The 20,088-nt window shown below is 66.0% G+C and carries 19 protein-coding genes and 1 tRNA gene; 8 read left to right on the forward strand and 12 right to left on the reverse strand.

The features are described from left to right. Window positions 1-16: 16 nt before the first annotated feature. From C4S73_RS00985 to C4S73_RS01015, 7 genes are all read right to left on the reverse strand, one after another. Entirely contained in the window at window positions 17-988 is a 972-nt protein-coding gene (locus C4S73_RS00985; protein WP_200827885.1) for a D-2-hydroxyacid dehydrogenase family protein, read from the reverse strand. Then, window positions 985-2,382: an acyclic terpene utilization AtuA family protein gene (locus C4S73_RS00990; RefSeq protein ID WP_103870609.1), complete on the reverse strand. Its 1,398-nt coding sequence runs from the start codon at window positions 2,380-2,382 to the stop codon at window positions 985-987. The genes C4S73_RS00985 and C4S73_RS00990 overlap by 4 nt, the downstream gene beginning before the upstream one ends. Further along, the gene (locus tag C4S73_RS00995) at window positions 2,379-2,666 is read right to left on the reverse strand and encodes a DUF4387 domain-containing protein (protein ID WP_160115635.1); all 288 of its coding nucleotides are present in this window, start codon (window positions 2,664-2,666) and stop codon (window positions 2,379-2,381) included. Before C4S73_RS00995 ends, C4S73_RS00990 begins: the two co-directional genes overlap by 4 nt. A 32-nt stretch (window positions 2,667-2,698) precedes the next feature. Then, window positions 2,699-3,760: an Ldh family oxidoreductase gene (locus C4S73_RS01000; RefSeq protein ID WP_103870611.1), complete on the reverse strand. Its 1,062-nt coding sequence runs from the start codon at window positions 3,758-3,760 to the stop codon at window positions 2,699-2,701. Beyond that, window positions 3,760-4,845, reverse strand: a complete 1,086-nt coding sequence (locus C4S73_RS01005) for an ABC transporter ATP-binding protein (RefSeq protein WP_103870612.1) — start codon at window positions 4,843-4,845, stop codon at window positions 3,760-3,762. The genes C4S73_RS01000 and C4S73_RS01005 overlap by 1 nt, the downstream gene beginning before the upstream one ends. Before the next feature lie 13 nt (window positions 4,846-4,858). Further along, window positions 4,859-6,586, reverse strand: coding sequence for an ABC transporter permease (locus C4S73_RS01010; RefSeq protein ID WP_160115636.1), 1,728 nt, complete (start codon window positions 6,584-6,586; stop codon window positions 4,859-4,861). 76 nt (window positions 6,587-6,662) lie between these two features. Next, window positions 6,663-7,712 (reverse strand): ABC transporter substrate-binding protein, encoded by a 1,050-nt coding sequence (locus C4S73_RS01015; RefSeq protein WP_103870614.1) that lies wholly within the window; start codon window positions 7,710-7,712, stop codon window positions 6,663-6,665. A gap of 157 nt (window positions 7,713-7,869) precedes the next feature. Between C4S73_RS01015 and C4S73_RS01020 the strand changes: the two genes are divergently transcribed. Next, window positions 7,870-8,760 carry an isocitrate lyase/PEP mutase family protein gene (locus tag C4S73_RS01020; RefSeq protein ID WP_103870615.1) on the forward strand — a complete coding sequence of 297 codons (891 nt, stop codon included), beginning with the start codon at window positions 7,870-7,872 and terminating at the stop codon, window positions 8,758-8,760. An 8-nt stretch (window positions 8,761-8,768) separates the two neighbouring features. Here the strand turns inward: C4S73_RS01020 and C4S73_RS01025 are convergent, their stop codons facing one another. Next, a complete protein-coding gene (locus tag C4S73_RS01025; RefSeq protein ID WP_103870616.1) occupies window positions 8,769-9,473 on the reverse strand; it encodes a GntR family transcriptional regulator in 705 nt (234 codons plus the stop codon). Then, window positions 9,470-11,005 (reverse strand): FAD-dependent tricarballylate dehydrogenase TcuA, encoded by a 1,536-nt coding sequence (gene tcuA / locus C4S73_RS01030; protein WP_103870617.1) that lies wholly within the window; start codon window positions 11,003-11,005, stop codon window positions 9,470-9,472. The genes C4S73_RS01025 and tcuA overlap by 4 nt, the downstream gene beginning before the upstream one ends. 141 nt (window positions 11,006-11,146) lie before the next feature. On the opposite strand from tcuA, the gene C4S73_RS01035 reads away from it, so the two are divergent. The 4 genes from C4S73_RS01035 to C4S73_RS01050 are packed head-to-tail and all read left to right on the forward strand — an operon-like array spanning window position 11,147 to window position 14,800. Continuing rightward, window positions 11,147-12,328: a 2-methylaconitate cis-trans isomerase PrpF family protein gene (locus C4S73_RS01035; protein ID WP_103870618.1), complete on the forward strand. Its 1,182-nt coding sequence runs from the start codon at window positions 11,147-11,149 to the stop codon at window positions 12,326-12,328. Further along, complete coding sequence (locus C4S73_RS01040; protein WP_103870619.1) at window positions 12,325-13,710, forward strand: MmgE/PrpD family protein; 1,386 nt, start codon at window positions 12,325-12,327, stop codon at window positions 13,708-13,710. The genes C4S73_RS01035 and C4S73_RS01040 overlap by 4 nt, the downstream gene beginning before the upstream one ends. Continuing rightward, window positions 13,707-14,273, forward strand: a complete 567-nt coding sequence (locus tag C4S73_RS01045; RefSeq protein ID WP_103870620.1) for a chromate transporter — start codon at window positions 13,707-13,709, stop codon at window positions 14,271-14,273. The genes C4S73_RS01040 and C4S73_RS01045 overlap by 4 nt, the downstream gene beginning before the upstream one ends. Further along, window positions 14,270-14,800 carry a chromate transporter gene (locus C4S73_RS01050; protein WP_103870621.1) on the forward strand — a complete coding sequence of 177 codons (531 nt, stop codon included), beginning with the start codon at window positions 14,270-14,272 and terminating at the stop codon, window positions 14,798-14,800. The genes C4S73_RS01045 and C4S73_RS01050 overlap by 4 nt, the downstream gene beginning before the upstream one ends. Window positions 14,801-14,844: 44 nt before the next feature. Here C4S73_RS01050 and C4S73_RS01055 read toward each other — a convergent pair whose 3' ends face one another. Continuing rightward, complete coding sequence (locus C4S73_RS01055) at window positions 14,845-15,981, reverse strand: serine hydrolase domain-containing protein (protein WP_244595388.1); 1,137 nt, start codon at window positions 15,979-15,981, stop codon at window positions 14,845-14,847. Window positions 15,982-16,263: 282 nt separating this feature from the next. On the opposite strand from C4S73_RS01055, the gene C4S73_RS01060 reads away from it, so the two are divergent. After that, window positions 16,264-16,620, forward strand: a complete 357-nt coding sequence (locus C4S73_RS01060; RefSeq protein WP_146071239.1) for a hypothetical protein — start codon at window positions 16,264-16,266, stop codon at window positions 16,618-16,620. 145 nt (window positions 16,621-16,765) lie between these two features. Here the strand turns inward: C4S73_RS01060 and C4S73_RS01065 are convergent. Next, a tRNA-Leu gene (locus C4S73_RS01065) sits at window positions 16,766-16,852 on the reverse strand. 155 nt (window positions 16,853-17,007) lie between these two features. Here C4S73_RS01065 and C4S73_RS01070 point away from each other — a divergent pair. Further along, a complete protein-coding gene (locus tag C4S73_RS01070; RefSeq protein WP_103870623.1) occupies window positions 17,008-18,012 on the forward strand; it encodes a complex I NDUFA9 subunit family protein in 1,005 nt (334 codons plus the stop codon). A 14-nt stretch (window positions 18,013-18,026) separates the two neighbouring features. Continuing rightward, the gene (locus tag C4S73_RS01075) at window positions 18,027-18,707 is read left to right on the forward strand and encodes an HAD family hydrolase (protein ID WP_103870624.1); all 681 of its coding nucleotides are present in this window, start codon (window positions 18,027-18,029) and stop codon (window positions 18,705-18,707) included. Between the two features lie 342 nt (window positions 18,708-19,049). Here C4S73_RS01075 and C4S73_RS01080 read toward each other — a convergent pair whose 3' ends face one another. Continuing rightward, window positions 19,050-20,045, reverse strand: a complete 996-nt coding sequence (locus C4S73_RS01080; protein ID WP_103870625.1) for a 2-hydroxyacid dehydrogenase — start codon at window positions 20,043-20,045, stop codon at window positions 19,050-19,052. Window positions 20,046-20,088 lie beyond the last annotated feature (43 nt).

Consider the following 20,088-nt stretch of genomic DNA (forward strand, 5'->3'; position numbering starts at 1 on the left):
CAGCGGGTTCGAAGCGTCAGGGGCTTGGTTGCCCCGGCGCTGCGAGAATGCGGATCGGGCTGCCGGCTCGCCAGGCGCGGATCCCGTCGACCATGTCCTGATAGAAGGCGCGATAGGCGCCTTCGGTGACGAAACCGAGATGGGGTGTCAGCACGACATTGGGCGCATGCCGCAGCGGATGGTCTTTCGGCAGCGGCTCGATATCGAAGACGTCGAGCCCTGCGCGAATGCGGCCATCCTGGAGCGCGGCGAGAAGCGCGGCCTCGTTGACGATGGGGCCGCGCGATGTGTTGACGAGGATGGCGCCGAGCTTCATCGCCGCCAATTCGGCCTCTCCGACCAGATCCTTGCTCCGCTCGCTATAGGGGACATGGATCGAGATCGCGTCGGCGGTCTTGAACAGCGTCCGCTTGTCGACTGCGGTCACACCATGCTCGGCCGCGCGCTCGGCGGTGAGGTTCTGGCTCCAGGCGATGACCGACATGCCGAACGCCTTGCCGATCGGCGCCATGCGGCTGCCGAGCTTGCCGAGTCCGATCAGGCCGAGCGTCTTGCCGCCGAGCGTCGTCCCGATGGTCTCCTGCCAGCCATTGTGGCGCATGCGCTGATGTTCGTCGGGCAGATGCCGCGCCGCAGCCAGCATCAGCGCCCAGGCCAGCTCAGGCGTGGCATATTCGGACTCGCCCGCGCTGGTATGGCAGACCGTGATCCCCCGCTCGATCGCCGCCGCGAAATCGATGACGCGCGTCCGACCTCCTGTGACGATCACGAGGCGCAGCGCCGCCAGCCGCTCGATCAGCGAACGCGGCAGCGGCAGGCGCTCGCGCATCAGGCAGAGAACCTCGTATCCGGCAAGCCGCTCGGCGGCCGCCTCCACGGACATTGGCTCGTTGAAGACATCGACGACGACGTCCGGTCCAAGGCTGCTCCAGTCTGCATATCCACGAGCGACGTTCTGGTAATCGTCGAGCACCGCGATCCGGATCATCTGAAGGTTTCCACTTCGACTGGGAAGAGCTCAGCCATATCGTCCACCTCCATCAGATGGAAGACGTTGAACCGATAGGCGGGGCCGGCCATCACCTCGGGCGGCGTGAACGGGAAGGCGAGGTTCCCGGCGGTCGACAGGCGCCCCTCATAGCCATGGTGAAGGAGGTATTGCTTGGTCGTCCGGATCACCTCTTCGGCACGCTCCGGCGTGGGCGCAATGCATTCGCCCATCACGAAAGCCTCGCGTGGAAGCTGTTCCGGGGGAAGCCCCCAGTTGCGGACTCCGTCGACCCCGTAGAGGCGGAAGCCCAGACGGTAATCCTCGGCAGTGTCCTCGCAGACGAGATCGCGAACGACCTGAGCGACGGCGGCGAAGATCTGCTGATGCTGGGCGATGAAGCGCGGGTCGGCTGCCCCGGCGAGCAGAAGCGCGCGATGCCCGACGAAGGCCGCGCCTTCCAGCTTCAAGGTGAGCGTCCTCGCCGGTTCGAAGGTTGCGCCCTCCACCCGCGTGCGCCGGGCGTCGAGTGCGCGATAGGTCACGTTGCGAAGGTCGGCATGACCAGCCGGTTCGCGGATCTCGAACGGATCAGCCTGCTCGTAAAGGCTGTGCGCTGCCACCGAAGCCGGAGTCGCGGCGCGGTTGGGCGCCATGCTTTCGAGCTCGAAACCCTCGTCGTCTAGGATGCCGAGGATCGTGTCGCGGCCGCCGGGCGTACAGCAGAGCGAGGCGCATTCGACGATCTTGGCCATATGCATCGCGAGCCCGGGCGGAAAACCCAGCATTGCCGGAATGCTGGCGAAGATGCCGGTATCGCAGGCTCGGCCGAGCACGACGACATCGACATCGGCCTCCAGCGCGCGCCGGAATGCCTCCAGGCCGAGCTGGCCGACGAGCTGGCTGGCATCGTCGACATCCGCCTCGGTGAGACCGGGCATCGTGTCCATCGGGCGGACCCGTCCGGCACGGATCGCCTGCTTCACCCGGTCTCGCGGGATGTCGGCGGCGACGACGCCCATGCGGAAGCTTAAACCCTCCTCGGCCGCGATCTCGCGAATGATCTCCAGCGTCTGGTCGAGATGGGGTTTTGCGCCGGCCGAGCCGGCCGAACCGACGATGAGAGGGATGTCGAGCCTGCGCGCCGCGAGCAGCACCTTGCGCAGGTCGCGCTTGGCTCCCACCCGCGTCGGTGCCAGCTTGCCGCTGCCGAGATAGTTCGGGCCGATATCGATCGAGCCCATATCGACGCCGATCATATCCGGGCTGCGCGCGAGCCCGGCCTCCAGGGCCGGCGTCGGAATGCCGTAGCCGAGCTGGCCCGAGGCCCCCAGAGAACGCAGAGGCCGGCGCTGCCGCGCAAAATCGTCGAGAAGCCGCCCGATCGCCGTCATAGCTCGATATCCAGCAAAGGCGCGTGCTGCTGTGCGCCATAGACGTCGCGGTCGCCGATGTCGCCGGAGACCACGTCCCGAGGCAGGGTGATCTTCACCGCCAGTGCCGGCGCGTAGGCGAGCACGACGACCTCGTTCTCACTGCGGCCATAGGCGATCGCCACCTTCTGCCGCAGCGTGGCGATCCGGTCGCTGACATAGGAGAAGGTCGCCTCGTCGGGCAGCATCAGATCGAATGTCAGAAGGCAGGGACCCGCATTCTTGCTGCGGATCACACGGGCCATGGTCTCCATGCGCAAGGTCGGGCCTCCCCGCATCAGCTCAGGAATGGCGGGAGCGCCACGCCGAGATCTCGCGCGGCCTTGGCCAGCCCGTCGCGATCCTCCTTCGCCAGCGGAATGCCATCGCGAAGCCGCTCGGCCTCGATGCGCGCCTCAGGCTCGCCGGGAAAGAGTATCTCGCTGCCGTCTTCAAGGGGAGGGGTGGCCTTGGCTCGCGCTGCGAGCTGGTCCATCCGCGAGCGGTACTCATCCCCGGACATGGCGAGCTCCGGCCGCAGCGCGACGAACATATGGCCGACATTCTGCGGCCGGTCCTCGTCGCTGTACTGGTTGCCGACCTCGCCGCCAAAGGCCGAGCCCGACATCACGCCGCCCAGCACCTCCATCATCAGCGAGAGGCCGGAGCCTTTCGGCCCGCCCATGGGCAGGATGATGCCGTCATAGCCGGCAGCGGCATCGGTCGTCGGCCGCCCGTCCTTGTCCAGCGCCCAGCCCTCGGGGATCGGCTGACCCGAGGCGGCGGCGCGGCGGATCTTGCCGCGTGCGACGACGGAGGTCGCCATGTCCAGCACGATCGGCGGGCCGTCATGGCCGCCGGGCGCGCCGAAGGCGAAGGGGCTCGTCCCGAGAAATGGGGTGCGCCCGCCCCAGATCGGCATGGCGGGCGACGCGTTGGTGAAGACGAAAGCCGCGAGCCCGCCATCGATCGCCTGCTTCAGATAGCTCGCGGCCATGCCGAAATGTGTGCTGCGGCGGACAACGACCAGCCCGATGCCGAAGTCTTTGGCGCGGAGCATGGCCTCGGCCATCGCGCGCCTTGCGACGACGAAGCCCAGGCCGTTGGCGCCGTCGACCCGCGCGGCGACAGGCGTAAGGGCCTCGACAGTGATCGGCGGCCGGGAATCGACAAGGCCGATGGCGAGACGATGCAGGTAGATCGGAACCCGGCCGACGCCATGCGAGATGACGCCCCTCAGATCGGCCTCGACCAGGCAGCGGGCGGCGATACCCGCATCCTCGTCGGGAACGCCGGCCTTGGCGAACAGCGCCGCGACGAAGATTTCGAGCTCGTTTGCTGCGACATGGGCGGCGGTCATCAGCGGGCCTCGCCGCTCAGCGCCACCAGACGGCAGAATTCGGGCGCGAACCGCAGCGTGACCTCGGTGCCAACGTCGAAATCATCGCGCGAATGGACCTTGACGCGGGAGCCGGAGGCCTCGACGTGATACTCCGTATAGGCGCCGAGATAATGGCTCTCGACCACGTGGCCATGCAGGACATTGACCGCGTCGTCGGCCTGTGCGGATGCCGATCCGCCGCAGATATCGACGCTCTCGGGGCGCAGCATCGCCTGATAGCGTTCTGCCGGCGGCGCGCCGGCATCGTCGAGGCGCAGCTTGGTGCCCCCGGTCGTCGCCCAGCCCGCGCCATTGACGCGCATGATGTCGATGAAGCTGGCCCGGCCGACGAAATCCGCGACGAAGCGGTTGGCAGGCCGGCGGTAAAGCTCCTTGGGAACGCCTGCCTGCGTGATCCGCCCGCCATCCATCACGATCACCCGGTCCGACATGGACAGGGCCTCTTCCTGGTCATGGGTGACATAGACCGTGGCCACGTCGAGTTCTCGCTGCAGGCGCTTGATCTCGGCGCGCGTGCCCTCGCGGAGCTTGGCGTCGAGATTGGACAGGGGTTCGTCGAAGAGCAGGACCTGCGGCCGCCCCACGATCGCGCGTGCCAGGGCCACACGCTGCTGCTGGCCGCCCGAGAGCTGCGACGGGTGCCGCTCGCGCAAGTGGCGCATGCCGACGATCTCGAGCGCTTCGTCGACCTGCTTCTCGACATCGGCCGCGGAGACTTTGCGAATGGCGAGCGGGAAGCCGACATTGCCCGCCACCGTCATATGCGGCCAGATCGCGTAGGACTGGAACACCATGCCGATCTGGCGCTCGTGCACAGGCACGACGACCCCCTGCTCGGGGGCGGAGACGATCCCCTCGCCGATGCGGATCACGCCGCCATCGGCATCCTCGAGCCCGGCGATGCAGCGCAGCGTCGTCGTCTTGCCGCAGCCGGAGGGACCCAGCAGCGACATGAACTCGCCTTTGGCGACAGTGAAGGAAATGCCGTGGACGACCGTGAGGGCGCCGTAGCGCTTGGTCAGATTCTCTATGCTGATGCTCATTGCAAAACCTTCGTCACCCGCGCCGTGCGGTCGGCACCAGGCGCATGATCAGGGCCATGGCGATGAAAATGATGAGCGTGGCGACGACAGCGAGCGCGCTTGCGAGCCCCCAGTTCGCCTGCTCGAAGAACGACCAGATCGAGATCGAGATCACCGAGGTGTTGACCGAATAAATCAGGATCGCCGACGAGATCTCGCGGAAGAACGCCATGAAGAGCAGGAAATAGGCGCCCTGGAGCGATGGCGAGACCAGCGGCAGCAGAATCTTCGTCACGCCCTTGATCCGAGTTGCCCCGTTGACCCACGCGGCCTCCTCCAGGCTCTTGTCGATCTGCACCATCTGCCCGCCGATGGTCTCCGTGGCGTAGGGCAGGAAGCGCGTGACGAAGGCCACGATCATCAGTGTCAGCGTGCCATAGAGCGGCAGCGGCAGATAGGCATAGGCCCAGAGCAGGCCCAGACCCAGCACCACGCCGGGAACGCCGAAGGGCAGGCTGACCAGGAAATCCAGCGTCCGATAGCCGCGCGGGCGCAGCCTGAGCGTGAAATAGCAGCACAAAAGCCCGAGCAGAACGCCCGCCGCAGCACCGACGCCGGAGACGATGAGCGTGTTGGTGAAGCTGCGCAGCGTCGAGCCGCTCTCCCAGATGAAGACGTAGTTTCGGAGCGTGTACATTCCCTCGAACGGGTTCACGGTGAACCACTTCAGGACCGAGGTGTAGAGCAGGATCACCATGGGCATGACGAGCCCGAGGAAGACGAAGCCGAAGCACAGGAGATTGGCGGCCCAGCGCCAGCGGCCGAGCGGAATGGCCTTCATGCGCCCGGCCTTGCCGGTCACCGTGGTCAGGCGGCCGGCCGTCGTCACCCGCCGCTGTGCCCAGATGGCGGCGCCGGTGATCAGGCTGAGCGCGACGCCGATCGCGGCGGCCAGCCCGTAATCCGTCGGCGAGAAGCGCACCAGCAGATAGAGCTGCGTCGCAAGCATTGTCACCTGGCCGGGAATGCCGAGAAGCGCCGGGATCGCGAACTGCTCGATCGTCATGACGAAGGTCAGGATGAAGCTCGAGATCACCGAGTAGCCGAGCAGCGGCAGGGTGATCCGTGTCAGCACCTCATGCGGTTTTGCGCCCGAGGCGTTCGCGGCCTCCTCGAAGATCGGGTCCATGCCGATGATCGGCCCGCGCATCGTCAGATAGACGAAGGGCACCTGATGCAGGACCATGACGAAGACGATGCCGAAGGCGGTGTAGATGTCGGCTCGCAGCCACGGCATGCCCAGCATGTCGTCGACGATGCTGTTGTAGATGCCGCCGGGCGCTCCGACGATGATCCAGGCCATGGCAAGGATGAAGGACGGGAAATAGAAGGTCAGGCCGATCAGCGGCATCACGATGCGGCTGTAGCGGAAATCCGTCCGGTGCAGGATCAGCGCGATCGCCGTGCCGACGATGATCGAGAGCACCGAGGTGAAGAGGCCGATGATCAGCGTCGTCGTCATCGACGACAGCACGCCCGAGGAGGCGAGGCCGGCATAGTTGCGCAGCGTCCACTCGCCCGGCAGGCCCGGCGCGCTCGTGCGGAAGCTGCCATAGACCAGCGCGATGACCGGGATCGAGACCATCGCCAGCACCAGGGCGAAGGTCACCCAATAGAGCGCGGTCAGGACTCCGCTGGTGCCGGAACGCCGGGCCGCGCGGGCTGCGGGCAACCCCTGAGCAGATAGTGTTTGTTCGGACATGGGCCGATCTCCAGAGCGTCCTCGGACACGGTGGCGAGTGCGGAACGGTTCGTTCCGCACAACGCTTTCGCGGGTCTCAGCGGATGCCGAAGACAGAGCGCCATTTGTCGACGATGACCGCCTGCCGCGCCGGAGTGAGGATCGCCTCGCCATCGACGACATTGCTCAGCTGCGCCGTCGCCGGCAGCTTGCTCAGGGGAGGGGCACCCTTGCGCGTCACCGACAGCCCGCAATAGGTCTGCAGATGAACCTGGCCTTCGGCGGTCATGAGCCAGTTCAGGAACACCTTGCCCGCGTTGGGATGGGGCGCCTTGGCCGCAACGAAGGCCTTGTTGGCCGAGAGCGTCGTCCCCGATTTCGGATAGATGAAGCCGATCGGCGCGCCGTCTTCCAGGAGCGGATTGAGCGGCAGGTCGGTCAGTTCGGCGACGCGGACATCGCCGCGCACCACGGCCTGGATGATGCCTCCGGAGCCCTCGAAGAAGCGCACTTCATTGGCCTTCAGCCGCTCGGGCGCATCCTTGATGCCTATATCCTCCCAGAACGCGCAGATCTGCTGGATCGAGACCGAGCGCCAGGGCGGGTTCATGCCGACACGCCCCTTCCATTTCGGATCGAGCAGGTCGGCCCATTCCTTCGGAGCATCCGCCGGCCTGACCTGGGTCTTGTTCCAGATGATGCATTCGCGGGCGTGCTGGATCGTGAACAGCATGTCGCTGTTATTGTACTCGGCCGGAAAGTTGCTGAATTCGGGTGGCGTCCACTTGGCCATCCAGCCCTGCTTCAAGCCTTCGTCGATGCGCTCATCGGGGAAGGTGACGAGCACGTCGCAGAGATTGCGCCCGGCCACGAACTCGGTCTGGAAGCGCTCGATCAGCGGGTTGCTGCCGAGCCGGATCTGTTCGGTCCGGATGCCGGGGACCGCCTCGCGGAAGCGCTGGAGCAGCGGCTCGATGCCGTTGGGCTGCCAGTTGTTGTAGACGACGACCTGCCCCTCGCGCCGCGCGGCCTCCAGGTCCAGCGCAGCCGACTGGGCCTGCGCCGCGCCTGTAAGCCCGAGCGCCGCGCCGCCTGCGAGGACGGTGCGACGCGTCAATCCGTCGGCCCGATACTGCTGATCAGCCATGGTGTTTTCTCCCGTTTTGCATCTCTGACCGGATGCTCGTTTTCAGATTGGCCTACACGTCTGTTAACTGTCAACAGTTGACTTGTTGCGGGGCGCGGCGAATATTCGCCGCGAGAAGCGGGCCCATCCGGACCCCATCACCGAGCTTGGGACTGCTATGCTGAAGACCGTCGACACCGTGCCGAAGACCGCTCGCCAGCGCCTGCGCGATCTGGTCGAGCAGCGAAACGCCTTCATCCTGCCGGGTGCGGCGAACGCCCTGACCGCGCGCATCATCGAGGATCTCGGCTTCGAGGCCGTCTATCTGACGGGGGCGGGTTTCACGAACACCCAGCTCGGCATGCCCGATCTCGGCCTGCTGTCTGTGACCGAGCTTGCCGACGCGGCTGCGCGGATCAGCGACGTCACGACGATCCCCCTGGTGGTCGATATCGACACCGGCTTCGGCAATGCCCTCAACGTCTACCGTACGGTCCACCTGCTCGAACGTGCCGGCGCGGCCGCCTTGCAGATCGAGGACCAGGTCTTCCCGAAGAAATGCGGACATTTTTCCGGCAAGGGCGTCGTTCCGCTGCCGGAGATGCTGGGCAAGCTGCATGCCGCGCTCGATGCGCGCCGCGACCCCGGCACCATCATCATTGCAAGGACCGATGCGAGGGCGGTCGAAGGCTTCGAGCGGGCGCTGGAACGCGCCCATGCCATGACAGAGGCCGGCGCCGATGTGGTCTTCGTCGAAGCCCCTGAATCGGTCGAGGAGCTGCGCGCCATCGGCCAGTTGCCTGCGCCGCAGATCGTCAATGTCGTGATGGGCGGCAAGACCCCGATGCTGCCGCGCGAGGAACTCGCCGCGATGGGCTTTTCGATGGCGCTGTATGCGAACGCCGCGCTGCAGACGATGATCCGGTCCATCCAGGAGGTGCTGGGAACGCTGAGGGATAAAGGTTCGCTCGACGGTGTCGAAGACCGGCTCGCCAGTTTCGTCGAACGACAGCGTATCGTCGGGAAGCCCCGGTTCGACGAGCTCGAGGCCCGCTACAAGGGAGCCTAGAGGTCGTTTCATGCATCGTCCTGATCGGTTCGGGCACTAAGGCGCCGTTCGCGCTCCAGGATTGCGCGGCGTACATCGAGCGCGCCCAGGATATGGGCGCGGGCCAGCCGGTCGGCCAGGGCGTCGTCGCGCTCGGCGATGGCTTTGACGATGGCGGCATGCTCGGCATGGGCGATGACGGGGCGGCCGGTTGCAGCCAGCGTCGTCGGACCGAGCAGGGCGATGGCGTCATGCAGGGCGTGAAGGCTCTTCTCGAGATAGCGGTTATGGGCCGCCATGTGGATGGCCTCATGCAGTTCCCGGTTGTGCCGGTAGAGGTTCAGCGGTTCGCTGCCGAGCCCCGTTTCCTCGTCGAGAAGGCGGGTCAGCAGGGCGAGATCGCGCGGGCTGGCATGTCGCGCTGCCATGCCCGCTGCCGCGCCTTCAAGCGCCGCGCGCATTTCGTAGAGTTCCTCGACGGCATCCATGTCGAGCACCGAGACCACGAGCCCGGCTCGGGGGCGCAGGGCGAGAAGGCCTTCGAGTTCAAGCCGCGACAGCGCCTGCCGCGTCGGTGTGCGGCTGATGCCGAGGCGCTGGGCGAGTTCGATCTCGCGCATCCGGCGGCCGGGTGCGAAGCGCCCCTCGACGATCTCCCGCCGCAACGTCGCATAGGCGTAGTCGGCTGCCGATGCGAATTTGTCCCGGTCCGGCAGTATTGTCTCGTCGCTCATTCCCGTCTCCTCGGTTCGGCCGCCGACCGGCCGGCCGCCTCGCCAGCGAGACGTCCGAACACGGCACCGGACATCAGGCCGGTACCCCCGGGATAATTGAAATAGAACAGACCTCCTACCATCTCGCCCGCCGCATAGAGCCCGGGAATGCCCCGGGCATCGACGTCGAGAACCTGCGCCTCCTCCGTGATCCGCAAACCGCCAAAGGTGAAGGTGATGCCGCAGGTGACAGCATAGGCCTCGAAGGGCGGTGTATCGAGCCTGTTGGCCCAGTTGGATTTCCGCGGCGTGATGCCGGTGGCGGCGCGGCCATCCTTGACATTGGGATTGAAGGGCGTGTCCGTCGCCACCGCCGCATTGAAGGCCCGCGCCGTCTCCAGAAAACCTGCAGCATCGACGCCATCGAGACGGCCGGCGAGTTCTTCGAGCGAGTTGGCCGAGACCTTCGTCACCTGCCGGATGCGATACTCGTCGCGCAGCAGATGCTTCACCTTGGCGTCGAACACCTGCCAGGCGAACTGGCCGGGCTGTTCGAGGATCGCGCGCCCGTATTTCGCATACGTATAATTGCGGAAATCCGCGCCCTCGTCGACGAAGCGCTCGCCGCCTGCGTTGACGAGGATACCGAACGGATAGGAGTGTTTCTGGAACTGATCGCCCACCGCGAGATCGCCGAATTCGGGCGCGTTCCTCTCCCAGCCGACTGCATGGCAGCCTGACCAGTTGCCGGTCGGAGAAGCACCGATCTTCAGGGCCATGGCGAGGCCGTCGCCGGTGTTGAAACGCGTTCCACGCACCTTGGCGAGTTCCCAGCCCGGCCCGAGATAGCGCGTGCGCCACTCGGCATTGGCCTCGAAACCGCCTGCGGCAAGCACCACCGCCCGGCAAGGCAGATCGTGAAACGCATCGGCATGGCGCACGCGCACGCCGGCCACGGCGACGCCGTCCATCACGAGGTCGACGGCTCTGGTGTCGTAGAGGATCGCGATGCCGTCGCGCCGGGCGGCCTGGGTCAGGCCATCGACGAGACCGGGGCCGCCGCCCCAGGCCTCGATCGTCAGGCCACCCCAGAACTTGAAGCGGCCGTCGACCTTGAAGGCCTGGCGCCCATAGATCGGGACGAAACGGATGCCCTTCTGCCGCATCCATTGCAGGGTCGGCCGGCTTTGCTCGACCAGCAGGCCCGTAAGTGTTGGATCGCAGCGATAGTCGGTGACCCGGCCCATGTCGTCGTAGAACTGGTCCTTGGTGTAGCTGCCGAAATCGGTTGTCTCGATCTCGGTCGGCGACAGGTCGGGAACCACGCTGAGCAGGTCGTCGAGCCCGTCATAGGCGAAGCGGATCGCGCCTGCGGTGAAGCGGCTGTTGCCGCCGGCCTCGTCGACGCCCGCGCGCTCCAGCACGAGCACCTTCGCGCCCTGTTCGCGTGCTGCCAGCGCCGCGCAGAAAGCCGCGTTGCCGCCGCCCACGACGATGACGTCGAACGCACCGCCGGCGGCCTGCTCAAGCACTGAATCGGTCTCGCCTGCCACAGATGCCTCTTATTTCCTGCTCGTGCCGCATGCGCGCCGGTCGCATGGGCGACCTTTTCCGTCTGCGCGTCGACAACTCGATAGCATTGCTGTACGTAGATGTATACATAAGTATCCCATCATCGTTCTGGCAGGCCGCCAATGTCCCAAAGCCGTTTGAGAGCGACCTTCATGCGTGGCGGCACGTCCAAGGCCGTCGTCTTCAACAGTCGCGACCTGCCAGCCGATCCCGCGCTCTGGGACCCGATCTTTCTGGCGGTGATGGGGTCTCCCGATGCCAATGGCCGGCAGCTCAACGGGATGGGCGGTGGCCTGTCCTCGGTATCGAAGATCTGCGTCGTGGGGCCGCCGACACGTCCCGATGCCGATATCGACTACACATTCGCGCAGGTCTCGGTGAAACAGGCCTCTGTCGATTACAGCGGCAATTGCGGGAACATGTCGTCGGCCATGGGCCCGTTCGCGGTCGAGGAGGGGCTGGTCGAGGCTCCCGCCGACGGAGACGCGGTCGTCCGGATCCACAACACCAACACAGGGAAGGTCATCATCGCCCGCTTCGCCATGCGCGATGGCGAGGCTGATGTCGATGGCGATTTCGCAATCGACGGCGTCGCTGGCACCGGTGCACCTGTCCGACTCGAATTCATCGATCCCGGCGGCACAAAGACGGGGCGTCTCCTGCCGACGGGACGCGTCCGCGACATCCTCGACATTCCCGGCCTCGGACAGGTCGAAGCCTCGCTGGTCGATGCCGCCAACCCTTGTGTGTTCGTGGACGCCTCGGCGCTGGGCAAGCAGGGGACCGAACTGCCCGAGGCTCTGGAACAGGACCGCGCGTTCCTTGAACGCATGGAGGCGATCCGCTGTGCCGCCTCGGTCGCCATGGGGATCGCTCCCGACATCGCTGCCGCTGCCGCCATTCCAAGCGTTCCGAAGGTGGCTATGATCGTTTCGCCGCGCCGGATGGAAACGCTTTCGGGGCGCGTGCTCGATGCAGGCGAGATGTCGCTGGGCATCCGGATGATCTCGATCGGCCAGCCGCATCGGGCCGTGCCGATTACGGGCGCGACCTGCCTCGCCATAGCCGTGCGGGTCGTCGGCTCCCTGCCGCATGCCCTAGCGTGGGCAGGCGATGGGCCAATCACGGTTGCGCATCCCTCCGGCGCGACGGTGGTCGATGCCGCCGTCGAGAATGCCGATGACCCGGCCCGTGCACGAGCAGTCCATGGCGCGGTCTATCGAACCGCGCGGCGGCTCTTCGAAGGGCAGGTCTTCTATCAAGCGCCTCGGCTGGCGCAGGCCGGTCAGGTTGCAGCCGAATGAGCCTGACCGCCGATTTTGCCGGATATCTCGCGAAACTCGCAGCGGATGGGCTCGATGATGCCGCGCGCCTGAGCGCAACGTCGCTGGTGCTCGATGGTCTCGCCGTCGCAGCACTGGGGTCGTCCGAGAAAGGCCCGTCGATCCTCGCCGATGCCGCGATTGCCCCAGTGAGCGGCCGCTCGGCCAGCCTCATCGGGCGGACGCAGCGGGCATCCGCCGCCGACGCAGCCCGCGCCAACGGCGCCGCCATGCATGTGCTCGATTTCGAGCCGATGTGGAATCCGGCGAACCACTCGCTGTCGACGACCCTGCCGGCCCTTCTCGCGCTGGCGGAGACGGAAGCCGACGATGGCGAAAGCCCTTTGGGCGAACGCATCCTGACCGCCCTAGCGATCGGTATCGAGACCCAGGAGCGGCTGCGCCTCTCGTCGCAGCAGTTCGAGCCGGCGAGCCTCGTCTTTCATCCGCCTGGTTCGGTCGGCCCGATCGGAAGCGCTGTCGCCAGCGGTCTCTTCATGAAGCTCGACACGACCAGCCTGACCCACGCCATCGCCATCGCCGCATCGCGCGCGGGCGGGGTGCAGGCAAATATCGGTAGCATGACGAAGGCGCTGCATTGCGGGCAGGCGGCTGCCTCCGGGCTGGAAAGCGCGGCGCTGGCGGCCCGCGGTTTCACTGCGGATGCCGACGCCATCGGAGATCCGCGCGGCTATGGCATGGCGTTTTTCGGCGAAGCCTTTTCGCCGGCCGAACTCGCCCGCCGCCATGATGCCCTCCAGATCGTACGGCCCGGCCCGGCCTACAAGCTCTATCCCAGCCAGTACGGCACGCATTTCGTGATCACGGCTGCGCTTGCCGCGCGTGCGGCTATGCCGGCGGGCCGGGCGATCACGAAAGTGGTCATCCACAGCCCGTCAATGCCCTATGTCGACCGTCCCGATCCCGCGACCGGGCTCGCAGGCAAGTTCAGCTTCCAGTACACCGCCGCAGTGGCGCTCCTCGACGGCGCGGTGACGGTTGGCAGCTTCACCGACGCGCGGCGTTTCTCGCCCGATATCGTCGAACTCCTGCCACGGATCGTGATCCTGCCGGATGCAGGCCGTCAGGGCCGGTTCGATGCGATGACGCTGGCCATCGAGGTCGAATGGGAGGGAGGCAGCGCACGTGGCGAATGCGATGGGCCGCCCGGAATCTGGGGGCGGCCGGTGCCAATTGAACGACTGCGGAGCAAGGCTGCCGATTGCCTATCGACGGCGCTGGGGGCTGAGGCGACCTCCGAGATCGTCGGTCTCGTCGACCGGTTCGCGACTCTGGATCGAGATGGCTTCACGCGTCTGATGGCCTGCCTGGCTCGGCCGAAGCGCGGAGCCGGGGAGTTATGACGATCGAGGTGCAGGAGGACCGCCCGGTCCGCACCGTTGCGCTCTCCGAGCTCTTTCTCGCCTTCGCGGGCATCAGCATCATGGGCTTCGGCGGCGTGCTGCCCTGGGTGCGTTGGATGATCGTCGAGCGCCGGCGCTGGATGAACGAGGAGGAGTTCATCAACGCGCTCTCGCTCTGCCAGCTCCTGCCCGGCGGCAACGTCATGAATATCTCGGTTTATGTTGGGGAGCGTTTCGGCGGTCTGCCGGGTGCTGTCGCCGCGCTGGCGGGGCTGTTGCTGGCGCCCTGCCTGATCGTGATCGGCCTCGGCGGCCTGTTTCAGGCCTATGGCCATCTGCCGGCGGTGCAGGGCATGTTTCGCGGCGTATCGGCGACGGCGGCCGGCCTGATCCTCGGCATGGGGCTGCGCATGGCCTGGCGCTATCGGCGGGATGTCCGCGCTCTGCCGGTGCTGGCCGCGACGATCGTCGCGATGGCCTGGTTCAAGCTGCCGCTGCTGGTGATCCTGGCGACGATCCTGCCGGTGAGCCTGATCATTGTCTGGACGACGAGGCAGCGATGAACGAGCGCTCCGTCCTGACGGATCTCGCGGTCCAGTTCGCATTGCTCTCGCTGATGTCCATCGGTGGCATCATCGCGGTCGTGCCGGAAATGCACTCGGCCGTGGTCGAGACCCACAACTGGATGTCCAGCACGGATTTCGTGACGCTTTTCGCCCTGGCGCAGGCCGCGCCGGGACCCAATGTGATCGTGGTGACGCTGATCGGCTGGAAGGTGGCAGGGGCGCTGGGGGCGCTGGTTGCGACCGTAGCCGTTTCGACCCCGTCCTTCCTGATCGCCTATACGGCCTCGCGTTTCTGGAGCCATTTCAACGCGCTCGACTGGTATCGCCTGTTCGAGCGTGGCATCGCCCCGGTCACGATCGGCCTCATCCTGTCCAGCGGCTTGTTGCTGACCAATGTCGCGACCAACAGCTGGAGCAGCCTGATCGTCAGCGCGCTGACCGTGGCTTCCCTTCTCAGATGGGCAAACAGCCCGCTGATCGCGCTGGGCTGCGCGGCTTTGGCGGGCCTGGCCGGCTTCGTCTGAACGAAGCCGGATCGCCGTCAGCCAGCCTGGCACTGCCAGCGTGTTTACGACCTCGCCGCCAGCAGCCGCTCGATGAAGCCGTCCAAAGCGGATTTGTCGATCCAGCGCAGAACCGCGACGAGGTCCTGCTCGGGATCGAGCCAGATCGCGTTGGTGCCCGCGCCGAGCGCATAGACGGCGGTAGCGGGCACGTTCGGCTTTGCCGTCGCACCCCGGTTCAGCCACCAGAGATAGCCATAATTGTCTAGCGTCGGCGACGGCGTCAGCATCGCCTTGATCCAGGCCGGCGAGAGCAGCTCCTTTCCGGCCCAGACGCCACCCTGCGCGATGAGCAGGCCCAGCCGCGCATGGTCTCGCGCGCTGATGAAGAGCCCGCCGCCCCAATGGCCGCCCCCCGGCACGGACTGGACGCGCCGCCCATCGAGCTCCAGCCAGGAGGTGCTGTAGCCCTGCCATTCCCACGTATCGGAGGCGCCGATCGGGTCCATGATGCGCTCGCGAAGCACCTCGGGCAGAGGCCGGCGAAACCGCTGAAGCAGGCAGTAGGCCAGCAGGTTCACCCGGACGTCGTTGTATTCGTAATAGCTGCCCGGCTGCTGCAACTCACGACGCTGGCCCTTGCGGCTGTTGTCGGCGCCGGGCCCGATCTGCCGGTTATGGTCGACCTGATCGGATTTTCCGAAGATCTCGCCCTGCCATTCGCTCGACTGCTGCAACAGATGGCGCCAGGTGATCGTGGCGTTGTGCGAGCTTGCGAACCAGGGGCCCTCGACGGTTGCCGCAACGGGCTCGTCCACATCGCGGATGAGGCCGTCTGTCACCGCAAGGCCGGCCAGTACGGCGATGTAGCTCTTCGCGATCGAGAAGGTCATGTCGGTGCGGGCGGTATCGCCCCATTCCGCAACCACGCGACCGCGCTTCAGGATCAATCCGGCCGGGCCGCCGCGTTCCCGGACCGGGCCTGCGATATCGCTCCAGGGGCCGCTCTCGTTCCACTCGACGAGCCCGACATAACGGCCATCAGGATAATACAGACTGCGCGGCCAGGAGCTTTCATTGGCCTGGGCGAAGCCGACCGCAGCCTCCAGACCAGCGGCATTGAAGCCGGCTTCACCGGGCGAAATCCTGTTCCACTCATCGTCATTCGCCGGCGGGGCATAGATATAGGCAAGCTCGGTCACGTGGCTGGTCCTCGAAGATGGCGGCCTGCTGCGGCCCGATCATGTGAAGCGATACCATATCCGCCAGCGGCAACCGCCACGTCACATGCAGGGTCGCGTCCTCGATAGCGGGCATTGACAGGGGCCGGTCCGGGGGGCGGACGGTTGCACGGCTTCCGCCCCCGGACTTTGCGAAGGGCGTTTTGCCAATGGGGGTTCGGTGCGCGCCGACACAAAAAAGCCGCCAGTTAGGGGGTATTTGAGTCAATCCAAGGTCCTCAACTCCTTACTGGGAGACTGACCATGGTGACAGGCAGAGGTCGTCTGGTGCCGCGCTGCGGCAATGGCATCGCTGGAGTTTACAACTACCAGCCGGCCCGCAGAGCGGGCCTGTATGAGGGATGGTTTACCGGCAGGATCGAGCGGATCGAGCGCACATCCATGCTGGAAGAGATGAAGCTGATCTGTGCCGGCGGCATGACGCTCGAGATTTCGATCACGACCTTCGGCGCAAAAATCGTGACCTTCACTGCACCGTTTGATGAGATCGGCACCGTCGTGCCCTGGCGTGCCGATGTCAGACGGGGCCAGGCCGAGCAGCCAGACGTTAAAGCCAGGCGCCAGCTGCGTCGCTGGGCAAGCGCCGCAAGGCGGGCATGAAGAGCTGTCCGGCCGACTTGTCGGCCAAGCCATTGAAAGGACCATTCTCCGACCCGCCGGCTTACGCCGGTCGGGCGGCAGGTCTTCCAATGATCTTGATACTCATCTTTGGAATCAAGGGGTTGGTAGCCCCCTTGAAGATGAGTGGTGCCCAGGAGAGGACTCGAACCTCCACGCCCTTGCGAGCGCCAGCACCTGAAGCTGGTGCGTCTACCAATTCCGCCACCTGGGCAACGGCGGTTCGTTTACGGGGGGCAGATGGTCCTGTCAACGGGGATAGTGCGCCGGCGTTCCATGCCCTGTGGGCGGCATGCGCCAACGCAGCGCCTTCACAGCGCGCGCCCAATGACTTAGGAGGGCAGGAGCAATCTCAAGGGAGCCAAACGGATGGCAAATCAGCCCCCGGCCTCGCAACTCGTCACTGTTTTCGGTGGCTCCGGTTTCGTTGGGCGCCATGTCGTGCGCGCACTCGTCAAGCGCGGCTATCGTGTCCGCGTCGCCGTGCGCCGGCCCGATCTCGCCGGATTCCTGCAGCCGCTGGGCATGGTCGGGCAGATTCATGCCGTCCAGGCCAATCTGCGCTACCCTGATTCGGTTGCCGCGGCGGTCAAGGGCGCCGATGCGGTGATCAATCTCGTCGGAATCATGAAGGCAAGCGGCCGTCAGACTTTTGCTAGCGTGCAGGCCAATGGCGCCCGCGCGGTGGGCCAGGCCTGCGCGGCTGCCGGCATCAAGCGCCTGGTGCATGTGTCGGCCATCGGCGCGGCAACTGATTCGCGTTCGCTCTATGCCCGCAGCAAGGCCGAAGGCGAGGCTGCGATCCTTGCCGCTGTGCCCGGCGCTGTCGTGATGCGGCCGTCGGTCATGTTCGGCCCCGAGGATGGCTTCTTCAACCGATTCGCGTCGCTGGCGCGCATGCTGCCGGTCCTGCCGCTGATCGGCGGGGGCGAGACGAAGTTCCAGCCCGCCTTTGTCGGCGATGTCGCCGAGGCGGTTGCGCTTGCCGTGGATGGATCGGTCCCGGGTGGACGCGTCTACGAACTCGGCGGGCCCGAGGTGAAGAGCTTCAGGGAACTCGTCGCCTATATTTGCGAGGTCACGGGGCGCAAGCGCCCGCTCGTCTCGCTGCCGTTCCCGCTCGCGCGTCTGCAGGCGCGCGTCCTGGAAATCACGGATACGCTGACGCTGGGTTTGCTGCCGGCAGAGCTGATGCTGACACGCGATCAGGTGACATTGCTCGAAAGCGACAACATCGTCTCCCACGCCGCCAGGGCCGAGGGCCGCGACTTCGAGGCCATTGGGATCGCGCCGGTGTCGGTGGAGGCGGTCGTCCCATCCTATCTCTGGCGCTTCCGCAAGACCGGCCAGTTCGACGCAGCGCGGGTAAGCTGAGGCTGGTTGCTACGATGAGCTTCGACCTGATCATCTATGACTGCGATGGCACGCTCATCGATACCGAGACGCTTTATGGCGAGGTCAGTCTCGCCGCCTGCCATGCGCTCGGCCTAACCGAATGGACCCTCGACCACTACGTCGACCAGATCGTCGGCATTCCCTGGTCGGACGGTGTGAAGATCATCGAGGCCGCGCATGGCCGCCCGCTGCCGGCCGATTTCGAGACGCTGATCGAGAATGCCGTTGCGCTGCGGCTCGAGAATGAGGTGCGAGCCCTGCCGGGCGTCCGCGAGGCGGTCGTAGCAATCGGCGGCCGGCGCTGCGTCGCCTCATCGACGAGCCTGGCGCCGTTGCGCCGCAATCTCGGCATTGCCGGTCTGGTCGACCTGTTCGACCCACACATCTTTTCGGCTTCGCAGGTTGCCCGCGGCAAGCCTCACCCAGATGTTTTCCTGTTCGCGAGCGAACAGATGGGCGTGGCGCCGCGCAATTGCCTGGTGATCGAGGATTCGGTTCCCGGCGTGCTGGCGGCCCGCGCCGCGGGGATGACCGTCATCGGCTTCACCGGCGTCTCGCACGACAAGCAGCGTAGCGCAGCCCGCCTGAGCGAGGCCGGCGTTGTGCAGGTGATCGACCATTTCGGGCACTGGCCTGACGCTGTTGCAGGTCTGGGCGCGCCAGCCGCGGCTTAAGGCCGAATTCGGGGACGGCGAGGCCAGTCTCGCGATCGTCTCAAAATCCGTTCGGGATGTCCCACAGCCCTCATCCTGAGGAGCGTGGCCGAGAATGTCGTAAGCAATTTCAGTCGGTTGGCATTTGGCATCGAAAGGCGCCGTCATCCCGGGCGACCGCAGGGAGACCCGGGATCCATTCCGGAGCGCTTGCCGGTGCGGTTCCGGAATGGATCCCGGATCTCCGCTTCGCTGCGTCCGGGATGACGGCGCGTTTTTCGCTGATGTTCAAGTCCTTGAAAACTGGGATATCATTATCGGCCAGACTCTCAGGATGAGGGCTCGAATGCTCGGACGGGCATTTCAGAGCATGCTGGGCAGCACGCGGTCCGGCGGCTTGTGGCCATCCATGAAGGTCTTGATGTTGACGATGACCTTCTCGCCCATGTCGGCGCGGCCCTCATGCGTGGCCGAGCCCATATGCGGCAGCACCACGACCTTGTGCTGACGCGCCAGCTTGAGCAGGCGCGGATTGACCGCAGGCTCGCTCTCGAAGACGTCGAGGCCGGCACCGGCAAGCTCCCCTGCCTCCAGCATGCGCGCCAGCGCTGTCTCGTCGACGATCTCGCCGCGCGCCGTGTTCACCAGGATTGCGTCCGGCTTCATCAGCTTCAGCCGGCGTGCCGAAAGCAGGTGATAGGTCGCCGGCGTATGCGGGCAGTTGACCGAGACGATGTCCATTCGCGCGAGCATCTGGTCGAGCGAATCCCAATAGGTCGCATCGAGCTTTTCCTCGGTGCGGGCGTCGACCCTGCGGCGGTTGTGATAGTGGATCGACAGGCCGAAGGCGGCGGCGCGGCGCGCGACCGCCTGGCCGATGCGGCCCATGCCGACGATGCCCAGCCGCTTGCCGGTGATGCGGCGGCCCAGCATCCAGGTCGGCGACCAGCCGGCCCATTCATCGTCGGGGATGACGCGCGCGCCCTCGCTGATGCGCCGCGCCACCGCCAGGATCAGCGCGATCGTCATATCGGCGGTGTCGTCGGTCAGAACGCCGGGCGTGTTGGTCACGGTGATGCCGCGCGCGACGGCGCTGGCGACGTCGATATTGTCGACGCCATTGCCGAAATTCGCGATCAGCCGCAGCTGGTCGCCGGCCTGGGCGATCAGGGCGGCGTCGATCTTGTCCGTCACGGTCGGAACGAGCACGTCGGCGGTCTTGACCGCCTCGACTAGCGCGGCCTGCGACATCGGCTTGTCGTCGATGTTGAGACGCGCATCGAAGAGCTCGCGCATGCGTGTTTCGACCACGGAAGGCAGCTTGCGCGTGACCACGACCAGCGGCTTTTTCTTCGACATCGACGGTTCCTCTCCGCTGGTCGCCGCGTCCGCCGCCTTTTGG

This window comes from Allobosea lathyri (genome assembly GCF_900108245.1).
Classification (GTDB): domain Bacteria; phylum Pseudomonadota; class Alphaproteobacteria; order Rhizobiales; family Beijerinckiaceae; genus Allobosea; species Allobosea lathyri.

Excerpts from the sequence above, each read along its gene's own strand:
- C4S73_RS01075 (WP_103870624.1), top strand. The coding sequence starts at position 18,027 with ATGAGCTTCGACCTGATCATCTATGACTGCGATGGCACGCTCATCGAT.
- C4S73_RS01045 (WP_103870620.1), top strand. The coding sequence starts at position 13,707 with ATGACGATCGAGGTGCAGGAGGACCGCCCGGTCCGCACCGTTGCGCTC.
- C4S73_RS01060 (WP_146071239.1), top strand. The coding sequence starts at position 16,264 with ATGGTGACAGGCAGAGGTCGTCTGGTGCCGCGCTGCGGCAATGGCATC.
- C4S73_RS01080 (WP_103870625.1), bottom strand. The coding sequence starts at position 20,045 with ATGTCGAAGAAAAAGCCGCTGGTCGTGGTCACGCGCAAGCTGCCTTCC.
- C4S73_RS01000 (WP_103870611.1), bottom strand. The coding sequence starts at position 3,760 with ATGACCGCCGCCCATGTCGCAGCAAACGAGCTCGAAATCTTCGTCGCG.
- C4S73_RS01015 (WP_103870614.1), bottom strand. The coding sequence starts at position 7,712 with ATGGCTGATCAGCAGTATCGGGCCGACGGATTGACGCGTCGCACCGTC.
- C4S73_RS01040 (WP_103870619.1), top strand. The coding sequence starts at position 12,325 with ATGAGCCTGACCGCCGATTTTGCCGGATATCTCGCGAAACTCGCAGCG.
- C4S73_RS01010 (WP_160115636.1), bottom strand. The coding sequence starts at position 6,586 with ATGTCCGAACAAACACTATCTGCTCAGGGGTTGCCCGCAGCCCGCGCG.
- C4S73_RS00990 (WP_103870609.1), bottom strand. The coding sequence starts at position 2,382 with ATGACGGCGATCGGGCGGCTTCTCGACGATTTTGCGCGGCAGCGCCGG.
- C4S73_RS01070 (WP_103870623.1), top strand. The coding sequence starts at position 17,008 with ATGGCAAATCAGCCCCCGGCCTCGCAACTCGTCACTGTTTTCGGTGGC.
- C4S73_RS00995 (WP_160115635.1), bottom strand. The coding sequence starts at position 2,666 with ATGGCCCGTGTGATCCGCAGCAAGAATGCGGGTCCCTGCCTTCTGACA.
- C4S73_RS01020 (WP_103870615.1), top strand. The coding sequence starts at position 7,870 with ATGCTGAAGACCGTCGACACCGTGCCGAAGACCGCTCGCCAGCGCCTG.
- C4S73_RS01035 (WP_103870618.1), top strand. The coding sequence starts at position 11,147 with ATGTCCCAAAGCCGTTTGAGAGCGACCTTCATGCGTGGCGGCACGTCC.
- C4S73_RS00985 (WP_200827885.1), bottom strand. The coding sequence starts at position 988 with ATGATCCGGATCGCGGTGCTCGACGATTACCAGAACGTCGCTCGTGGA.
- C4S73_RS01050 (WP_103870621.1), top strand. The coding sequence starts at position 14,270 with ATGAACGAGCGCTCCGTCCTGACGGATCTCGCGGTCCAGTTCGCATTG.
- C4S73_RS01025 (WP_103870616.1), bottom strand. The coding sequence starts at position 9,473 with ATGAGCGACGAGACAATACTGCCGGACCGGGACAAATTCGCATCGGCA.
- C4S73_RS01005 (WP_103870612.1), bottom strand. The coding sequence starts at position 4,845 with ATGAGCATCAGCATAGAGAATCTGACCAAGCGCTACGGCGCCCTCACG.